The following is a 17,929-nucleotide window of genomic DNA, read 5'->3' as shown; positions in this document are numbered from 1 at the left end:
CGCCGTCCACGTCGCTGAACGCGCCGGTCACGTCTACGCTGACGCCTGTGTCGGCATCTTCGTTGACTTGACCGGGGATCGTACCCACCGGCACTGGCGCGTCATTGACCGGGGTGACGGTCACGGTCGCCGTGGCCGTCTCTTCCTCGCCCGTGTCGGTCTTGGCCGTGTACTCGAAACTCGTGTCGCCGTGCCAGTCCGGGTCGGGCGTGAACTCCAGGCTGCCGTCAGGCGTCAGCGTGACCGTACCGTGATCCACAACCACCGTCTCGCCTTCGCTGATCGGCGTGCCGTCCACGTGCGTGATGACGGGGTTGCCACCGCTGAATTTGTCGTTATCTAACACATCGATGATAACGGGCTTATCTTCCTCGACAGTCACAATATCGTCGATGGCGTCGACCACAGGCTCAATCTCGATCGACAGAATTGCCTTGTCTTCGCCGCCCTCGCCGTCGCTGATCGTGTATTCGATCGGCGGCACCTTGCCGTTCCAATCCGGAACGGGCGTGAAGGTGTATCTGCCGTCCGCCCCGAGCGTGAGCGTGCCCACACCGTCGATTGTGGCGGTATCGCCGGAATTGAATTCCTCTGGCACGCCATCGCCATCGGTGTCGACGGCAAAGCCTGTCACTGTCAACGTGTCGCCATCCGGATCGATGTCGGCCGTAGCGCCGCCCTGGCCGGTCAGCACATTGCCCGTCACCGGCGAGTCTTCGCGCCCTACGACCGTATCGTCATTGGCCACCGGAGGGGGATTGTCCACCGTCCAGGTCACTGTCTGCGTCACGCTATTGCCCGACGGATCGGTGACGGTGATGGTAACGGTATACGTGCCGTTATCGCCGCCCTGGCTGGCCGATGGATCGATCGTGCCGCTGATGAGGCCTGTCTCGGGATCCAGCGTAAGGCCTTTGGGCAGACCCGTGGCGGTATAGCGAAGTGGATCGCCGTCCGGGTCGGAGAAGTATTTCGAGAGGTCCAGTTCGACCCCGCTCTGGGAGTCCAGGCTCTGCTGCGGCTCCATAGTGCTCTGAATTTCGGGTGCGCGATTGGAAGGCCCTGTCTCGCCGTCTCCGCCGCCTCCACCACCGCCGCCTGCGGCCGCGGCCGCGCCAATACCCAGCAATCCCAGGAGTGCCGGCCACCATGGCAGCCCGGCGGCCGTATCGTCTTCAATTTCAGTGAAGTGGAATTTGCTCCAGGGAGAGGTGTACTGGCCCCACCAATCCACACCGGCGTCGTCCTGCAAAACCAAGTCGCTTCGGTTGCCCTCTCCGTCCTGGACAAAAAAGTTCTGTATGACTACGACTTCGCCCGACGCCAATACCAGCTTCAGGTCCGTACCGACTCTTTCAAACGCGCGAACAGTCTCAGGGGCGATTTTTAAATGAACAATGGAAGGAGACTGCAGGTTGATGCTATTGACGTCGACGTTGCCGGCGTGGCCGCCAACTTTGTTGAGAACTTGAGCTTGCATATGCGAACCTTGTAACGATGCTACCCGTCCGGATAGCCTCATTGATCATCATCGATACCGAGCGAAATGACCGACTTCGGTCACACCCGCCGAAGAGCGCCCAGAATGTCTCGATTCCGAACGTATTTCATTTCAATGTCACTGAAACATTCAGAAATCGCAAATTAGGAAGAAAGCAGAGCTAGGCGCCAACCAAGAATTATGCCATAGTCCCATAGTTAAATTTACATTAAGATAAATGAAAATCCGGTTATTAACCTTAGTTAACATTCAGTGAAGTAACGCTGCTCCGTACCGCCTTACGGCTAACGGCAAACGGCTGTTGCGATTGTTGGCCGCCCGGGCTACCTGGACGTTGGCGACAAACACCGCAGACGAAGGCGGCTGGCGCTTCGGCGACATGAGCTAACTGCTAACAGGCGCGAATACGACCTCAACCTGCACAATGGTTGCGCCCGCGTCAACTACGAGGGGCGACTGAGTTAAGGGGCTCGTTGAGCTTCCCGCCCCTCACAGTGCTGTCACCTTTAACTTCAGCTGTGCGCCTTCCTTTGTGCCTTTGGGCGTGCCTTGAATGGCCTGCCTGAGCGAAAGCCGACCTCACGCCGCCCCCAGAACGCGGGCAGTATCTCGTAGGTGACCGAGCATCAGGATTTAATCGAGGAAGGCCGTGGATTGCCGTTCCACTACCGAAAGAGTGCTGCAACTGACCCGTGTAGCGCTCGGCCAGCTCTATCAGAGTGTCGCCCGGTTGGACCCGGTAGATGAAATGCTCACCCTCCGCACCCGCTGGCTGCGCATTCGACATGGCGGGAAGGACGACGGCCAAACATAGGCTTAGCAGAGAGGCAGCATGGCGCCATCCGAAGAAGAAAATCGATTTCATTGCGTTGAAACAGAGATGCCGTCGGCCAGGACTTCTAGACGATAGCCGAGGGTATAGGAAGAGATCAGCCGCACTCCATTCTCAGGCCGAAGGCTCAACTTTCAGCGTACTTTGGACAAGTGCGTGTCAAGCGTGCGCGACATGGCAGGGATCTCCCGGTTCCAGACGGAAGCGGCCAGTGCGTCGCGGGAGAACAGTCGGCCAGGGTTGCGAAAAAACAGCAGTGCCAGTTCATACTCCTTGCGGGTCAATTCTATGGCTTGGCCGCGTATCGACACGACATTGCATGTCGGGTCGATACGGTAAGGCCCACAGGAGAACGCAGACTGATGAGTGGGCGTAGCGACCATGCGGCGAAAGAGCGCCGATACCCGCGCGAGCAGCTCGTGCTGCTGGATGGGCTTGATCATGTAGTCGTCGGCACCGCTGCGAAGCCCCATGACAATGTCTTCTTCGCGGCTGCGGCTGGTGGCGAACATGACGGGCAGCGCGTAGCCGAGATTCGCGCGGACTCAGAGCACGATATCCAGACCCGACAAGTCGGACACTTCCCAATCAAGGATCAATATGTCGAAATCATGAGGACGGGACAGTCGGCTAGTCAGGGCAGTGCCGGTGATGAATACTGAACATTCATGGCCTGCCCCAACCAGCAAGGATTGAATAAAATGGGCATGGGCGGCGTCGTCTTCCAGAAGCGCGAGTCGTATGGGCTCGGCAACCAATGTTGGATCCTCCGGCAAGCATCGTGTTGTAGTGTGAAAGGCGATGTTACTATGTAGATGCTTTCAGCGCCCCGATAGTTCTCCCATGATTCTTGACCATTTTCGACCGCGAATCGGCGTTACGCCAGCCTCAGGTCGAGCATCTCGTTGGTCTGTGAGGATCGGCCTTGCCTTTGGCGACATTTATGACTTGGCCGACCAGCGAATTGAAGGCTTTCTGCTTGCCGTCGCGGTATTCGTCCACGGTGGCGGGGTCGGCCACCAGCATCTCATCGATCATGGCATCGATGGCGCGAGAGTGCTGCGTGGTCGGCGACGACTTCATTCAAGGCATGGTTATGAGCGCAACGGCGGGAAGGGACAGCATAAGCGCCGCAGTGAGCAACAGCCTGCGAAGGCCGTCATGGGCGCGACGGTCTTACAATGAGTTCAGGGAAGCTCACCATGCCGCCAAGTAGAGTAGGGGTTTTCAAGGGTAGGGAGTGGTAGCCTACCCCTAATCTTTACATCTGCCCACGCTCGGCCAACGAAATCGTTTCCGTCGCCGTTATGATGATATGGTCCAGAAACCGTACATCAATCAGCGCCAGCGCCTTCTTGAGATGCTGTGTCAGATTCATGTCGGCTGTACTCGGTTCGGCCGAACCGGACGGGTGGTTATGCGACATGATGAGCGCGGCGGCATTCAGCCGTAGGGCAGTTTTCACGATCTCGCGCGGATAGACGCTTGCCTGATTGATCGTACCCAAACCTTGCTCTATGTAGCGGATCGGCTTGAACTTGCTATCCAGATACAGGAAGGCTGCGCACTCATGCCCCAGGCCGGCCAGCTTGGATTGAAAGAACTTGCGCACTTTCACCGGGTTATCGACGGGCTGTGACTGCGGAAGCAGACTCTCTGCGGCCATGCGGCCAGCCGCAAGAATCATGTCATCGCTGGCCAGCCTATAGCGACCGCTGGGGCCGCGTACATACAGGGAAGGCATTGCGTTCATATTGTCATAGCTCAGCGCGGCGGTTTGGTTTTCCATGATTGGTTTTCCTTTCGGGGTTAACTGGCACCGGGGCCGAAGATTCCGAGCCTTCTGTACGTTTTGCGGTGTCCGCAGTACTACGTCTGGCCCGGAGTGCCACCGTTGCCGTGAGTTCGTCGCCTTGCCGCGCTGGATCAAGGAAGGACGAACGGAAAGGGGCGGGAGCGGAAGCCGCAGCCCGCAGGGGAACGAAGAGAACCGGAGGGACCGGGTGAGTACCCGGCGAAGCGCACCCTTGCAGGGCGGAGTGGAGTGATACAGTCGGCGTTTTAGGCGGCGCACTCACGGTAATAGTGACCTATGCCGATGGGGGAATGACTGCTGACACTGGCCGCGCGGCGAGCGCCTCAACCGCCTATGGGCGGTCTAGATCCCAAGAGGATTCTGAAGCAATGACAAAGTTGCCGCAGCGCCGTCCATACTGTAAAGTGCAGTACATTTACAGTAGCGCCCGGAGACGCTATGGCCACCGCCAAGACTGCTACACTTACATTTCGTATCGACCCCGGATTGAAAGAGGCACTTCGCATCGCAGCGGATCAAGAGCATCGATCCATTGCGAACATGGTTGAAGTTCTCATTCGCGGCTATTGCGAACGAAACGGCATCACAATTCCGCACTCCGAGGAAGTAAAAAACAACAACGGAGCGCGTTCATGATTAAGACGGTCAAGCAAGCCTGCCGATTCAACCCCATCATCCGAGACTATCGGATGAGCCAAGGCATCGAAAATCTGGCAGACCTTATCCATGACGAGGGTGACGGTCGTGAGTTTTTCTCGCGCAACTTTGTCACTCACGGCATGGAGCAGCTTTTCCGTGAGGGCTTGCTACGGCTATCCGGCAAGTCTGATCAGGCCGTTTTCGAACTCACCCAAGCCATGGGTGGCGGTAAAACGCACATGATGATTGCGCTGGGCTTGCTGGCCCGCCATCCTCATTTACGCAGCGCCGTACTACCCGCAGACTTGACCTCACGTTTAGATTTTGGCCAGACGCGCGTTGCAGCATTTAACGGTCGCAACAATCCCGACAACTTCATTTGGGGCGAAATCGCTACCCAACTCGGTGAAGCTGAAGCCATCAAGCCTTATTGGGCCAATGGCCCCAAGGCGGTCGATCAACGGCAGTGGAAGGAAATCATTGGCGACCAACCAACCTTGATCCTCCTGGACGAGTTGCCGCCCTACCTAGACAATGCCAGTACGCAGGTGTTCGGCCAAGGCACGCTGGCCAATATGGCGGTCTACAGCCTTTCCAGCCTGATGAGCGCGGCGCTGGAGCTTCCCAATTGCGCTATCGTCATCGCTAACCTTTCGGGCAGCTACAAGGCTCAGACTAAGGCACTGGCAGACGCTATTTCCAACTTGCAGCAAGAAACCCGTCGCCAGGCCATGACGATCACGCCTGTGCAACTGGCTGGCAACGAAATCTACGAAATTCTGAAGAAACGTTTGATCGACGAGCTGCCAGACGAACGTGTCATCTCGGAAGTTGCAGAGGAATACGCCCAGCAGATTAAAAAAGCCGAGGATGGTGGCTACATCATAGCCAGCAGCATCGAACAAATCGCAGAGCAAGTCCGGGAAACCTACCCCTTCCACCCCTCCTTCAAGCACTTGGTCGCTTTGTTCAAGGAGAATGAAGGCTTCCGGCAGACACGGGGTTTGATGCAGTTCACCGCACGCCTACTCAAGAGCGTGGACGAGCGGGAAACCGACGACGTCTTTCTGATCGGCACCCAACACCTGAATTTGAATGACCCCCAGGTCAAAGACGAGATCGAACGCATCGCGCCCAAGTTGATGCCGGCAGTGACACGCGATATTGCGGACTCCGGCAATGCCATCGCTGAACTGATCGACGTTGATCTGGCAAGTGATGCATCGCAACAGCTGATGACTTTACTACTGTCATCCAGCCTGTCGCGTGCAGTGGGTGGCCGCATCGGTTTGTCTGAAAGCGAGATCATTGAGTTTTTAGCCGCACCTCAGCGCAAGCCCGACGAGTTTCTTCAAGCGTTGCAGCGCTTGCGTGAATCAGCGTGGTATCTCCACCGCGAAGAACAACGCTTATTTATTAAAGAAACGGAAAATCTTTCGCGCCAGATTGAGCGCAACGCCAAGGAAGTGCCTCAGCCCAAGGTAGATCAGGCACTTATCAATCGCCTGACCGGAATCCTCACGCCGGTTAATAAGACTGCCTATCAGGATGTGCAGGTCCTTCCCAAACTCGACGATCTCAAGCTTGGCGGGCCACGCACGCTAATCGTCATTAAGCCAGATGGCAAGGTTCCACCGAGCGCACTGCAGAACTTCTTCGATTACCAACAAGAGAAGAACAACCTGCTGGTGCTTTCTGGGCAGGACAGCCTGCTGGCCGAGGCGGTTGAGGAACGGCTGCGTGAACTTTATGCCGTGGAACAGATTCACAAGCGTCTTAAGTCTGGTGACACGCTGTTCGAGGAAGCCCGAGACCGCTATGAGGCGTCCGAGGATCGATTCAGCAAGGCGCTATCAGCGGCGTACAACCGTCTCTACTTCCCGGTAAACGACCCTGTAGATGGCCGCGATGTGCTCGCCGCCGTCACTATCGACCAGGGTTTGAAACTCGGCGAAGACGATCAATCCGCTGAAACCCAGATCGAGAAACTTCTGGCGAGCCCACGCGCAGACTACAAGCTTGTGCTAGAGCTTGGAAAGGACAATTTGGAAGAATGCTTCGCGCAAGCTGAAGAATATTTGTGGCCGTCGAGCAAAGATAATCGTCGCACGCCCTGGAAAGATGTCGTCAGCCGCGCGAAATGCTCGCCAATTTGGCCATGGATGCCTGGCGCCAGTGGATTGGAGACACTCAAGACGGAAGCCTTGAAACAGGGCCGTTGGCGCTTGGGCGAAGATGGCTATATAGAGAAGGGGCCATTTCCCAAAGACAAGGCCAGCGTCAATGTGTCTATCAGTGCCGTCAAACCGGACACTGGCGAAACGGTGTTGAGCCTCACACCCCGCCATGCGGGTGAAAGCCCCATTGTCTATTGGTCTACCAAGCCGGATGTCTCCGACCAGGATAATAAGGTTGAAGACCTCGACAACTTCACGACCGGCGAGGGCACGGTCTATTTCTTGGTCAAAGAGCCCACTGGGCGCTATGAAAGCGCCCCACCTACACGCTGGCTCGCTGACCTGAAGATTCGCCATCAAGTCGATCCAGCTGCGGACAAACGTCGCGTTACCTTGGCAGTCACACCGTCGGCGGACATTTTTTATACCTTGGATGGCTCCAACCCAAAAGACGGCATCCGTTACGACGGCCCCTTCGAGATCGACGCAGCGAGTTACCGCCTACTGGTCTATGCGCGGGCAGGCGAAGCCAACAAAACAGCGGATTTTCAGATTCCTGCCAGTGGCGACAAGACCGTACATATCGTGGACAGCAAGCCGGCTCGCCTGCAAGGCAAGCGTGTCTCGCTCGATACCACTGACCGGGTTTTCTCCGTCATCAATCAATTCCGCGATCAACCGGACACCCGATTCAAGGGTGTGCGCGTTGAAATCGGCGAAGGCGAAAACACGGTAACGGTGCGCTTCCAGGAACGCGAAGTCACTGCCCTCATGATCGAAGGCGTCGTAAACAGCCTGCGCGAGGTGCTCAAAGAGCCCGATGCAGCGCTCAACATCACAATTGCCGACGGTATCCAATTCAATTCCGGTTTCGCACTCAAAGAGTTCGCGAAGCTCGCCGAAATTGAGTTGAGGCCGGGCGACATCACCCAGGAAGAATAATATGGCCGAAGCCGCAGTTCGCACCCAATCACGCAAGGCGGGTACTAAAGCCCCCCCTACGCTGGGCTTTGGTGTGCCTGCGACTTCTGATCCTCACCATTTCAAGGTCATCATTCCAAAGGCCAGCAGCGGGAAAGTCCAGATTAGTGAATACCTGGGCTTGCAGGCAGCAAGCAACGATATTGCAGTGATTGACCGCGTCCTTCTGGAGCGGCCTCGCTGGACGGCCATCCGCGCAGAAGTACAACGCGCTTTCAATGCTCGACTAGCCACACATGGTTTAAAGCCCAGCACATGGAAGGTGGGCGACAACCCGGTAGACCGGCTGCTCGGCAGAGAATTGTGCGTGCTTGCCTGGGCCGTTGAGCAAATGGATAAGGAAAAAATCCCTGTCGCCGTACGCAACTGGCTGGCACTGCGCCCTGAAGAGCGTTGGTGGCTATTTGGTATGGCTGCCGTCAGCACCGGCGGTGTCATGGACGGCGGTAAAGGCTGGCGCATTGCGCTGAAACACGCATTGGGCGATGTTGCCCAGAGTGAGCTATTGGCTCCAAGCGCAAGACGTGGAAGATCTGTTCAAGAAACCACACAGGTTTCCCTAGGGCTGTTCGGGGATGAAACGCCATGAGCGCAATGCTGACACCACCCCACCCCAAGATCTACCACATTGCCCATGTAGATCGCCTACCGGCCATTGTGGCCGACGGTTTCCTATGGTGCGATGCTGAGGTGCTGCGGCGAGCGCCGGCAGGCACTACTATTGGCATGACCACCATCAAGCAAAGACGATTGAACGAGTTGCGCTTAAGCAGCCATCCTGATTTATACGTTGGGAATTGTGTTCCGTTTTACTTCTGCCCCAGATCAGTCATGCTCTATCTGATCTATCAAGGCAATCATCAGGAATTAGCATACCGTGGCGGCCAGGCCCCTATTCTGCACTTTGAAGCTGACTTGCACACCGTCGTAGCTTGGGCGAACCAGCACGCGGCACGCTGGGCCTTCACGCTATCCAATGCTGGCTCTTATTTTTTTGAAGACCGCAATGATCTGGCTCGTCTAAACGAGATCAACTGGACTGCTGTACAAGCGCGCGACTGGCGAGCACACAAAGAAGGCAAGCAGGCGGAGTTTCTGCTTGAACAACGCTTCCCCTGGCATCTAATTGAGCGTATTGGCGTCAAATCCGCTGCCGTTTATAGTCAAGTTATTAACGCCCTTCCGGCCCACGGACACCGCCCTGCGGTAGAAATCCTGCCGGACTGGTATTACTGAAAGAGGAATATAGCCATGATTGAATACACCTCGGGTGACATCCTCAAATGTGAAGCTGACGCACTGGTCAACACCGTTAATTGTGTTGGCGTCATGGGCCGCGGCATCGCCTTGCAGTTCAAGAACGTCTTCCCTGACAACTTCAAGGCATACGAGGCCGCCTGCAAAATCAAGGAAGTGCAGCCGGGCCGCATGTTCGTCTTTGAAACCGGCCAGCTCACGCCTCCTCGTTTCATCGTCAACTTCCCAACCAAGCGCCACTGGCGCGGCAAAAGCCGCATTGAAGACATCGAGTCGGGCCTGGTTGATCTCGTCAATGTCATTCGCAGCCGAGGCATCCGCTCCATCGCGGTACCGCCGCTGGGAGCCGGCCTTGGCGGCCTGGATTGGCAGCAGGTGCGCCAGCGAATTGAGCACGCACTTGCAAATTTAGACGACGTACAGGTACTTGTCTATGAACCCAGTGGTGCACCTGCCGCTGAAAAAATCGCGCATGTACGCGACGTTCCCAAAATGACGGCAGGCCGTGCTGCTTTGGTCGAACTGATGCAGCGTTACCTTGGCGGCCTGCTTGATCCCTTCGTCACGCTGCTGGAAGTCCACAAGCTGATGTACTTCATGCAAGAGGCCGGCGAACCTTTGCGACTCAAATACATCAAGCATCATTACGGCCCTTACGCAGAAAATCTGCGTCATGTGCTGAAGGCCGTCGAAGGCCACCTGATCTCTGGCTACGCCGATGGTGGCGACGCCCCTGAAAAATCCCTCTCGTTGGTTCCTGGCGCGGTAGAAGACGCCAAAGCCTTTCTGGATCAACACACGGAAAGCCGCGCAAACTTTGAACGCGTCACCAAGCTGGTGGAAGGCTTCGAATCGCCTTACGGGCTGGAACTGCTGTCCACAGTGCATTGGGTACTGACTCGCGAAAGCACCTCAGTGCAAAACAACCTGGAACGCCAGGTGTATGCGTGGAATGCTCGCAAGCGGCAGTTCACATCGCGCCAGTTAGCCATCGCCGAAGAACGACTGCGTTCACAGGGCTGGCTCGTTCCAGAAACCACGACTGTCACACACTAGAAGCAATATACGCAATGCACGCGAAAACAAATACCGCAGCGCTCACGCCGCTCGCCCTGAAAGACGCACCGGCGCTGATCGAAACGGTGTTTCCAGCGCAGAAGGTCTCATTCGAGGCTCAGAAGGAGCGCATGTCCGGTCGCGCACAGACGCTTACTGGACTCGGTTCGTTTTGGAAAGGCCGCAAACCACTCATCCTAGTTCGCGCCATCGTGTTAGCCAGCTTGCTGCCGCCGACTGAAAATCCGGAAGCTGATCTTGCCTTGTTCGAAAAGCTAATGGCCTTTGACGATGAAAGTTTGGCTCGACGCGCATTGGCAGCGAATGCTTTTTCGGTAGCCAAGCTGCAAGAGCTGATTCCGATCCCCGAACCAGAACGATATTTTGGAGCGCGTAGCTGGCGACGCGATATCACAGACGACGAAAAACTTGTGTTTTACCGACAGGCACTTGCAACCCTCGCAAGCTACGAGGCCAAGGCGAGTATCGGTAAGCGCCCAGAAGAAGTCGATGAAGAATGGCTGTACGCACCTGCGTGGTCAGAACTCAACCGCCACTATGCACATCTGGGAATCAACGCTCATTCATTTTCCGAGCTAGTTGAGCAATTAGGCATCCTGCGTTACGGTCGCCGCCCACGTGTAGGCGATACGTTTTCAGGCGGCGGCTCAATCCCATTTGAAGCCGCACGGCTTGGTTGCGATACTTACGCCTCCGACCTCAACCCCATTGCCTGCATGCTTACGTGGGGGGCTTTCAATGTTATCGGAACCTCTGCTGAAAATCGCTCTTATATTAATGAGCAACAGACGAAAGTGGCGCAGGCCGTGGATACAGAGATCACGGAACTTGGTATCGAACACGATGAACACGGCAATCGCGCTAAAGCCTACCTCTATTGCCTAGAAGCGCGTTGCCCAGAAACAGGGTGGCTTGTACCCATGGCGCCCAGCTGGATTATTTCTCGTTTCAAGGGTGTTATAGCGGTTTTAGTTCCAAACCATAAAGAGCGTCGATTTGATATTAAGATAAGATCAAACGCCTCTGCCGAAGAAATTGAGACCGCAGAATCAGGCACCGTTCAGGGCGAATCACTTGTTTACACGATCGATGGAAAGGTCTACCGCACTTCGATAAGAACCATCCGCGGAGACTATCGTCTAGCAGCAGGAGAAACAGGCAACAAGTTACGACCGTGGAGAAAAGAGGATTTCATCCCGAAAGAGGATGACATCTATCAAGAGCGCCTCTATTGCATCCATTGGATTACTAAGGAAAGCCTCAACAAGCCACGCCTAAATACGTTCTTTGCCGCCCCGACTGATGAAGACTTCAAACGCGAGCAGCGCGTAGAAAAAATTGTTGCTGAAAACCTTAAAAAGTGGCAGGAATTAGGTCTAACCCCCGACATGCTGATTGAGGCTGGGTATAACACCACCCAGCCAATTCGTGAGCGTGGATGGACACATTGGCACCACCTCTTCAATGCACGCCAGATCCAAATGTTGCAATGCATTCTGCGGCACGGCCATACAACAAACACTTGGCTTTCCAGTCTTGGGATCTTGAACCTGCAGTCAAAGCTATGTGCTTGGCACAACGATGGTCGCAAAGGTGGATTGCAGAACGTATTTTCCAGTCAAGCTCTCAACACGCTGTACAACTGGGGATCGCGCGGGCTTGTTGATCTGATCGATTACATTCAGCTTGATACAAAACTATCGCCGGTGCGGCAATCTTTAAATCTAACCACCACTCCTGCAGAGAGTCTAACTGAAAACTCCGACTTATGGATAACAGATCCACCGTATGCTGACGCTGTAAATTATCACGAAATCACTGAGTTTTTCATAGCATGGCTGCGCAAGAATCCCCCAGAGCCATTCGACAAATGGGTATGGGACTCTCGTCGCGCACTCGCTATCAAAGGCTCAGGTGAAGAGTTCCGCCACAGCATGGTTGCCGCCTACAAGGCGATGGCGAACCACATGCCAGATAACGGTATGCAGTGCGTAATGTTTACACACCAGAATACTGGCGTCTGGAGTGACCTGATTGGCATTTTCTGGGCAGCAGGGCTCCAGGTTGTGGCCGCCTGGTACATCGCCACTGAAACAACCTCAGAACTCAAGAAAGGCGGTTATGTCCAAGGCACCGTAATCTTGATGTTGAAAAAGCGCCCTGCAGGCGAGCGCACTGGCTTCAAGCAGCGCCTGTTACCTGCCGTGCGACAGGAAGTCGTCCGGCAAATCGAATCCATGCTGCATCTGAACGACACAGTAAAGGCGCATCATGGCGAACCAGTGTTCAACGATTCCGATTTGCAAATGGCGGGTTATGCGGCCGCATTGAAGGTACTGACCGCTTACACCCACATCGGCGGCGAGGATGTCACCACTTTCGCACTACGGCCCCGCACACGTGGCGAAGTCACGGTAGTAGACGAGATGGTGCAACAAGCCGCCGAAACCGCGTCCAACTTGCTAGTACCGGAAGCGCTGTCCACTGACACCTGGGCAAAGCTCACCGGGATTGAACGCTTTATGCTGCGCATGCTGGATATGGAAACAACCGGTGCGGCCAAGCTCGACAATTACCAAAATTTCGCCAAGGCTTTTCACGTTGAGGACTATGCCCGTGTCATGGGCGATATGCGCCCGAATCACGCGCGTCTCAAACGCGTGAGCGAGTACAGCTCTCGTGACCTGACCGACAGCACAGAAATTGGCCCAACCAGATTGGGAAGGCTCATCATCGCGCTGCAACAGCTCAGCAAGGATACAGAACCGCAGGTTATCGTCGATCAGATGCGTAACGAGATGACCGATTTTCTTGAGGCGCGCTCTGTGATGGTTGATATGCTGGCATTCATCGAGCAAAAATCACTCGATTCGGAAACTCGCAGCGCGGCTGAAGTGCTCGGCGCCCGCCTGAAGAACCTGCGATTTGGCGAGTAAGGACTCGCGCTCATGGGTATCCGTCGCTTTTCCTCGCGAGCTCACAAGCTGGATGCAAGCTTTCTGATACAGCATCTGGTCGGAGCACAGAGCTACAAACGCATCGCGGGCTATTTCACCAGCTCGTTGTTTGAGGTCGCCGGCGAAGCACTGGAACATATTCCTGAAGTACAGATCGTCTGTAACGTGGACATCCACCCCGACGATCTGAGGGTGGCACAGCTGCGTGAAAGCAAAATGCTGGGCCGCTGGAACGAGCGCGGCCTTGAAGCCGAAGCCTTGCTGAACCGCGAACGCTATCGACGGCTAGATTCCTTTCTTGCCAAACACGGACAAGCCGTTCGAATTGCACCCGACGATATCTGTGGCTTCGTCCATGGCAAGGCGGGCGTGATTACCTTGGCCGATGGTCGGAGGCTAGGCTTCATCGGCTCGATGAACGAAACGCGCAGCGGTTGGCAACGCCACTACGAAATTCTGTGGGAAGACGATTCGCCCGAAGGTGTAGCGTGGATCGAAGAAGAGTTTGATTTCCTCTGGAATGCTGCCAAACCCTTGCCGCGCGCAGTGATCCGCGAAGTCCATCGGCGCAGTTATCGACGGGAAATTGAGTTTACTGAGCTCGACGACGACGAAAGCATTGCACCCGCTGCGCTCATCGAATCCCCCCTATACCGTGAAGGGCAACAACTTCAGCCGTGGCAACAGGGCTTTCTGACTGAATGCCTGCGACACCAGCGCCTCTATGGCACGGTTCGCCTGCTCCTGGCTGATGAAGTAGGCCTGGGAAAAACGCTCTCGCTGGCAACCGCCGCTCTGACGCTATGTCTGCTCTCTGACAAAGAGAACGGCCCACGCCGTCCCGTCGTGATTTTCGCGCCTGCGACCTTGACCGAGCAGTGGCAAACAGAACTGCTGGACAAGCTGGGTATCCCGACAGCACGTTGGGATACCGTGGGTAAGGTCTGGTTGGACACCAACGAGCGGGTTCTATCGCCAGCGGGTCGCGAACAGATTGCCAGCTGCCCGCTACGCATTGGCATCGTATCCACCGGATTGATGATGCGCGACTCACTCGAAAAGCAGCACCTTCTGGGTATGCGATTCGGCGTGGTCATCCTGGATGAAGCACACAAGGCAAGAACCCGCCAGGGTTTTGGCCGAGAGGCAGGCACACACAACGAATTGTTGGCCTTCATGCGCGAAATCGCAGCGCGGGCCGATCATGTCCTACTGGGCACAGCAACGCCCATTCAAACCGACCCGACCGACCTATGGGATTTGATAGGTATCCTGCATCAAGGCCCAGGGCGATTCGTCCTAGGTCACGACATGGCGCACTGGCACCGCCCCGACGAAGTGCTGGACATTCTCGCTGGCCGCGTGCAGGTCGAAACACTTTCCCATGCTTGGGAGCTCCTGCGCTCTCCCCTGCCACGCGTGGAATCTACGACGGAACCACGCGCGCGCCGATTATTTTCCGCAATCCGGCAAGACCTCGAACTGCAAAACGGCGAATGGCAAACCTCCCGCCCGCTGATCGATTTGACAGAGGAAACACGGGAAATCCTGGAAGAAGAATTGGAACGTCGCATAGCCGGCGCCACCCTCCTTCAGCGGGAAAACCCGCTAGTGCGCCATGTCGTACTGCGAAAGCGCCAGCAGCTTGAAGATGCAGGCCTGTTAGAGCGTGTGGGCGTGGACGTACACCCGGAACGCGCTCGGATAGCCGAGCCGCAAGCCTTTGATACGTTATTCGAAGGCAAAGCACTGCGCACCTCTGAAGATCTCCGACGTGCTTATGACGAAGCCCGAGCCTTCGGTAAGGCACTTTCCAAACGCGGCAAGGGCAGTGGCTTCATGAAGAACCTTATGGAGCAACGTATCTGCTCGAGCATTCATGCGGGCTTGGAAACAGCAAGACGCTTATTGCGAGGAGAGACTGTTCATGAGGAAGACGAAGAGCAGGAAGCTGACCTGCAAGTCGAAACAGGCGAGGAACGCGAGGTTCTACAACGCCTGATTACCCGACTGGAACGCCTAAACGCCGACCCCAAGATGGAGGCCATAGTCTATTTCCTGGAACGGGAAAAATGGTTGGACTGGGGCGTCATCATCTTCAGCCAGTATTACGATACAGCCAAGTGGATAGCTGATTCTTTAGCCGCCCGCTACCCAGACGAAGCCATTGGCCTGTACGCCGGGGCGGGTCGTAGCCGTCTGTACCAGCGCGGCGACAGCGTGAGCGTCGAGCGTGAAACACTCAAACGCATGGTGGCCGAGCGCCAGATACGCGTCATGGTGGCAACAGACGCCGCCTGCGAAGGCTTGAACCTGCAAACCCTGGGTACCCTTATCAATGTTGACATGCCCTGGAACCCCACTCGACTCGAACAACGTATTGGGCGCATCAAGCGCTTCGGTCAGCGGCGGTCAACGGTGGACATGCTCAATCTGGTGTTCGAACAGACAGTAGACGAGAAAATCTACGAACGCCTGTCAGAACGCATGAAAAATCGCTACGACCTTTTTGGTTCCCTGCCGGACACCATCAAAGACGAGTGGATCGACGATATCGAAACCCTTGGCGAGAAGCTGGATGACTACATCAACGCCCAGAAAAACGCTACAGGCTTCGATTTACGCTACACCGGCACGATGACGCCTCCCGAAAAAGATTGGCGAGAGTTCACTGAAGTGTTGTCACAGCGAGACCTCGTCACTTTGATGACTGCTGCCTGGGGATAAGTCACGCGAACAAGCCCTGTCTATGCCAGCAAGAATGCGGAGACTAACGTCAGCGTTGATAACTCTTCAAATTACGAAGCATACCGTCACAGATACTACGAATATCCACGGGTTCCGCTGGCGACTGAGTCGCCGCAGACGCAATTTCTGTAGCCGAAGCATGTGCGCGGCGACGCGCTCGCTCCGCTTCTCCGAAGCGCAGCGTCACCTTACCTGCTTCATCCCAACGCGCGTTGATCTCCTGAAGCCACGCTGCTGGGGACACAATTGACTGTCCTGCAGCGATAGCTCCGGCCAGTTCATCACTTAAATCCTGCGCCCTGTCCGCGGGCACACTTGCGAGCAAAGCATCAACTGTTAATTGAGTCTTTTTTCCAAGTGCTCTGGGGCTGGCTTCTGTAACACGAGCACGGAATCGTGTCTGCCTCGCTAACCCTCCCTCCCGGATTTTCAACATGCCTTGCACTCGCTCAACCAGAAGGGGGTGATACAGACGTTGGTCGCCAGCTAGGAACCAATCTGCCAAGACTCGATTACTGAGCTCTGCCCAGCACTCAACGCTCAAACCTGCTAGCCTCGCCTGAAGAATCGGCTTATTTGGTAACGAAGAACAGGGGACCTGGCGCCAAGACTGCAACGCCACCATGATTAGGAAGGGGCGTTCATCTTCTTCCAAAAGCAACCACGCATCGGACCGTTCCCATTTTTGATAATCGAACTCAAAACGCCAACCTTTTGCGTCAGTGTCTGCCGGGTACGGAGGCTCTGGTAAATCGCCCATTCCATGCCCTTCAGTCACACCGGATAATCCGAGAAGGCGCGTGGCCATTTTCAGCCTCATAACCCTGAGTCAGCTCTCGCAGTGTGCTGCGAACCACCGAAGATGGCCAGACAGAATGGCGCCCGCCGATGCGCGTCGGAGGAGGGATACGGCCCGCTACTACCCATCGATGGAGGGTTGACAGTGAAATTCTGAGACGAGCGGCAAACTCATAACGTGTAACTAATGAATCTTCGGATAAAGATGGAAGCGCCCCTCGAAACATCACGTTTTTGTCAATCATCATAAAAAACCTCATCCCACCTGAAGCGTCGATACCGTTTGATATCTTTCAAAAAACGCTGGTGTTTCGTAAGATTCTCCGCGATTGACAAAAGGTTTGGCCAAGGAGTGAGAAATAAAGCCAATTTGGCTTTGGAGATCAACCTAAGCAGATCTCAGCAGGCGTTCTGCCTCTCTCAAATACTTTCTCACCGTTTCATCGGACACACTCAGCCCCAGGCGCTCAACGTCCTGCAGGATTGGAGTAACGGCCACGCTCTTTTTTGCGCCCAGTTCATGACGGTATCTGCCAGCGGCCATTCCAATAAGCAGTTTGAGCAAGCTCTCGCGTTCACGTACATCTAGCTCCTTAGCCGGTGAGCCAGACACCGTATATTCCTCAAGCGGAATTTCACCCCCCTCAAAACTCAGACTTGGGAACCGGGCGTTAAAGTCTTCTATTTGCCAAGCCAGACCATCTTCCTGTTTCACGCCAAGCTTGGCAGACACGCCGTGCTCCGCAATTATTCGAAGGCAATCTAACACCAATGGCTCTGCCTCCCTTGGGTCATAAAAGATCTCCGCCACGCCACGGGTTCGATCAATTTTGAATGTCATTAAATCGCTATATTTCCCTGTCTGAAGGAACCAAGCCGCTACCTCCTGAGCGGTTAACCCTTCTTTTTTGGCCAGGTAAAAAATCATGGACTCTATCGTTATGTAGCCCCGTAAAAAGTCGGCCGATTCTTTTAAATATTCTCTTATTTTCATGTACTTATTACCTTTTTCAGCTAGAAATATCGGGTAAGCGGATTAAATGGTTGATCTTACCTTTGCATGAGAGTGAGACAGACCGGCATCTCATCGGATTATCTGGTTGATGCTTCACCTACTGCTGGTGCATGTTTCCTTCGCTAATTCCA

11 protein-coding genes and 2 pseudogenes are annotated in these 17,929 nt (G+C 55.2%); 7 read left to right on the top strand and 6 right to left on the bottom strand.

Features of this window, described 5'->3' with window-relative positions:
* The 4 genes and pseudogenes from GTU67_RS14810 to GTU67_RS14795 form a co-directional block, all read right to left on the bottom strand.
* Positions 1-1,480: Ig-like domain-containing protein (locus GTU67_RS14810; protein ID WP_185780772.1), on the bottom strand; the 1,480-nt coding region annotated here is incomplete at its 3' end.
* An 882-nt stretch (positions 1,481-2,362) separates the two neighbouring features.
* Positions 2,363-3,076: pseudogene (locus GTU67_RS14805) on the bottom strand (response regulator transcription factor).
* Between the two features lie 134 nt (positions 3,077-3,210).
* A pseudogene (gene gatB, locus GTU67_RS14800) lies at positions 3,211-3,389 on the bottom strand (Asp-tRNA(Asn)/Glu-tRNA(Gln) amidotransferase subunit GatB); the annotation flags it as partial.
* Between the two features lie 205 nt (positions 3,390-3,594).
* Complete coding sequence (locus GTU67_RS14795) at positions 3,595-4,122, bottom strand: JAB domain-containing protein (RefSeq protein ID WP_185780771.1); 528 nt, start codon at positions 4,120-4,122, stop codon at positions 3,595-3,597.
* Between the two features lie 465 nt (positions 4,123-4,587).
* On the opposite strand from GTU67_RS14795, the gene GTU67_RS14790 reads away from it, so the two are divergent.
* The 7 genes from GTU67_RS14790 to GTU67_RS14760 are packed head-to-tail and all read left to right on the top strand — an operon-like array spanning position 4,588 to position 15,964.
* Positions 4,588-4,785: a type II toxin-antitoxin system antitoxin gene (locus tag GTU67_RS14790; RefSeq protein WP_102776214.1), complete on the top strand. Its 198-nt coding sequence runs from the start codon at positions 4,588-4,590 to the stop codon at positions 4,783-4,785.
* Positions 4,782-7,907, top strand: coding sequence for an anti-phage-associated DUF499 domain-containing protein (locus GTU67_RS14785; RefSeq protein WP_185780770.1), 3,126 nt, complete (start codon positions 4,782-4,784; stop codon positions 7,905-7,907). The genes GTU67_RS14790 and GTU67_RS14785 overlap by 4 nt, the downstream gene beginning before the upstream one ends.
* A gap of 1 nt (position 7,908) precedes the next feature.
* Positions 7,909-8,535: an anti-phage-associated DUF3780 domain-containing protein gene (locus GTU67_RS14780; protein ID WP_185780769.1), complete on the top strand. Its 627-nt coding sequence runs from the start codon at positions 7,909-7,911 to the stop codon at positions 8,533-8,535.
* Entirely contained in the window at positions 8,532-9,182 is a 651-nt protein-coding gene (darT, locus tag GTU67_RS14775; protein ID WP_185780768.1) for a type II toxin-antitoxin system toxin DNA ADP-ribosyl transferase DarT, read from the top strand. The genes GTU67_RS14780 and darT overlap by 4 nt, the downstream gene beginning before the upstream one ends.
* A gap of 15 nt (positions 9,183-9,197) precedes the next feature.
* Positions 9,198-10,259, top strand: a complete 1,062-nt coding sequence (darG, locus tag GTU67_RS14770; RefSeq protein ID WP_185780767.1) for a type II toxin-antitoxin system antitoxin DNA ADP-ribosyl glycohydrolase DarG — start codon at positions 9,198-9,200, stop codon at positions 10,257-10,259.
* Positions 10,260-10,273: 14 nt separating this feature from the next.
* Positions 10,274-13,216 carry an anti-phage-associated DUF1156 domain-containing protein gene (locus GTU67_RS14765; RefSeq protein ID WP_185780766.1) on the top strand — a complete coding sequence of 981 codons (2,943 nt, stop codon included), beginning with the start codon at positions 10,274-10,276 and terminating at the stop codon, positions 13,214-13,216.
* A gap of 12 nt (positions 13,217-13,228) precedes the next feature.
* On the top strand, positions 13,229-15,964 hold the full coding sequence (locus tag GTU67_RS14760; protein WP_185780765.1) for a phospholipase D-like domain-containing anti-phage protein: 2,736 nt from the start codon (positions 13,229-13,231) through the stop codon (positions 15,962-15,964).
* A gap of 49 nt (positions 15,965-16,013) precedes the next feature.
* On the opposite strand, the gene GTU67_RS14755 is transcribed toward GTU67_RS14760, so the two are convergent.
* A complete protein-coding gene (locus GTU67_RS14755; protein ID WP_185780764.1) occupies positions 16,014-16,805 on the bottom strand; it encodes a hypothetical protein in 792 nt (263 codons plus the stop codon).
* A gap of 366 nt (positions 16,806-17,171) precedes the next feature.
* Positions 17,172-17,777 carry a hypothetical protein gene (locus GTU67_RS14750; protein ID WP_185780763.1) on the bottom strand — a complete coding sequence of 202 codons (606 nt, stop codon included), beginning with the start codon at positions 17,775-17,777 and terminating at the stop codon, positions 17,172-17,174.
* Positions 17,778-17,929: the final 152 nt, after the last annotated feature.

It is taken from the genome of Pusillimonas minor (assembly GCF_014237865.1).
Taxonomy (GTDB): Bacteria; Pseudomonadota; Gammaproteobacteria; order Burkholderiales; family Burkholderiaceae_B; genus Neopusillimonas; species Neopusillimonas minor.
Note: the sequence above shows the minus strand (reverse complement) of the source record. Positions and strands in the feature narration are given on the sequence as shown.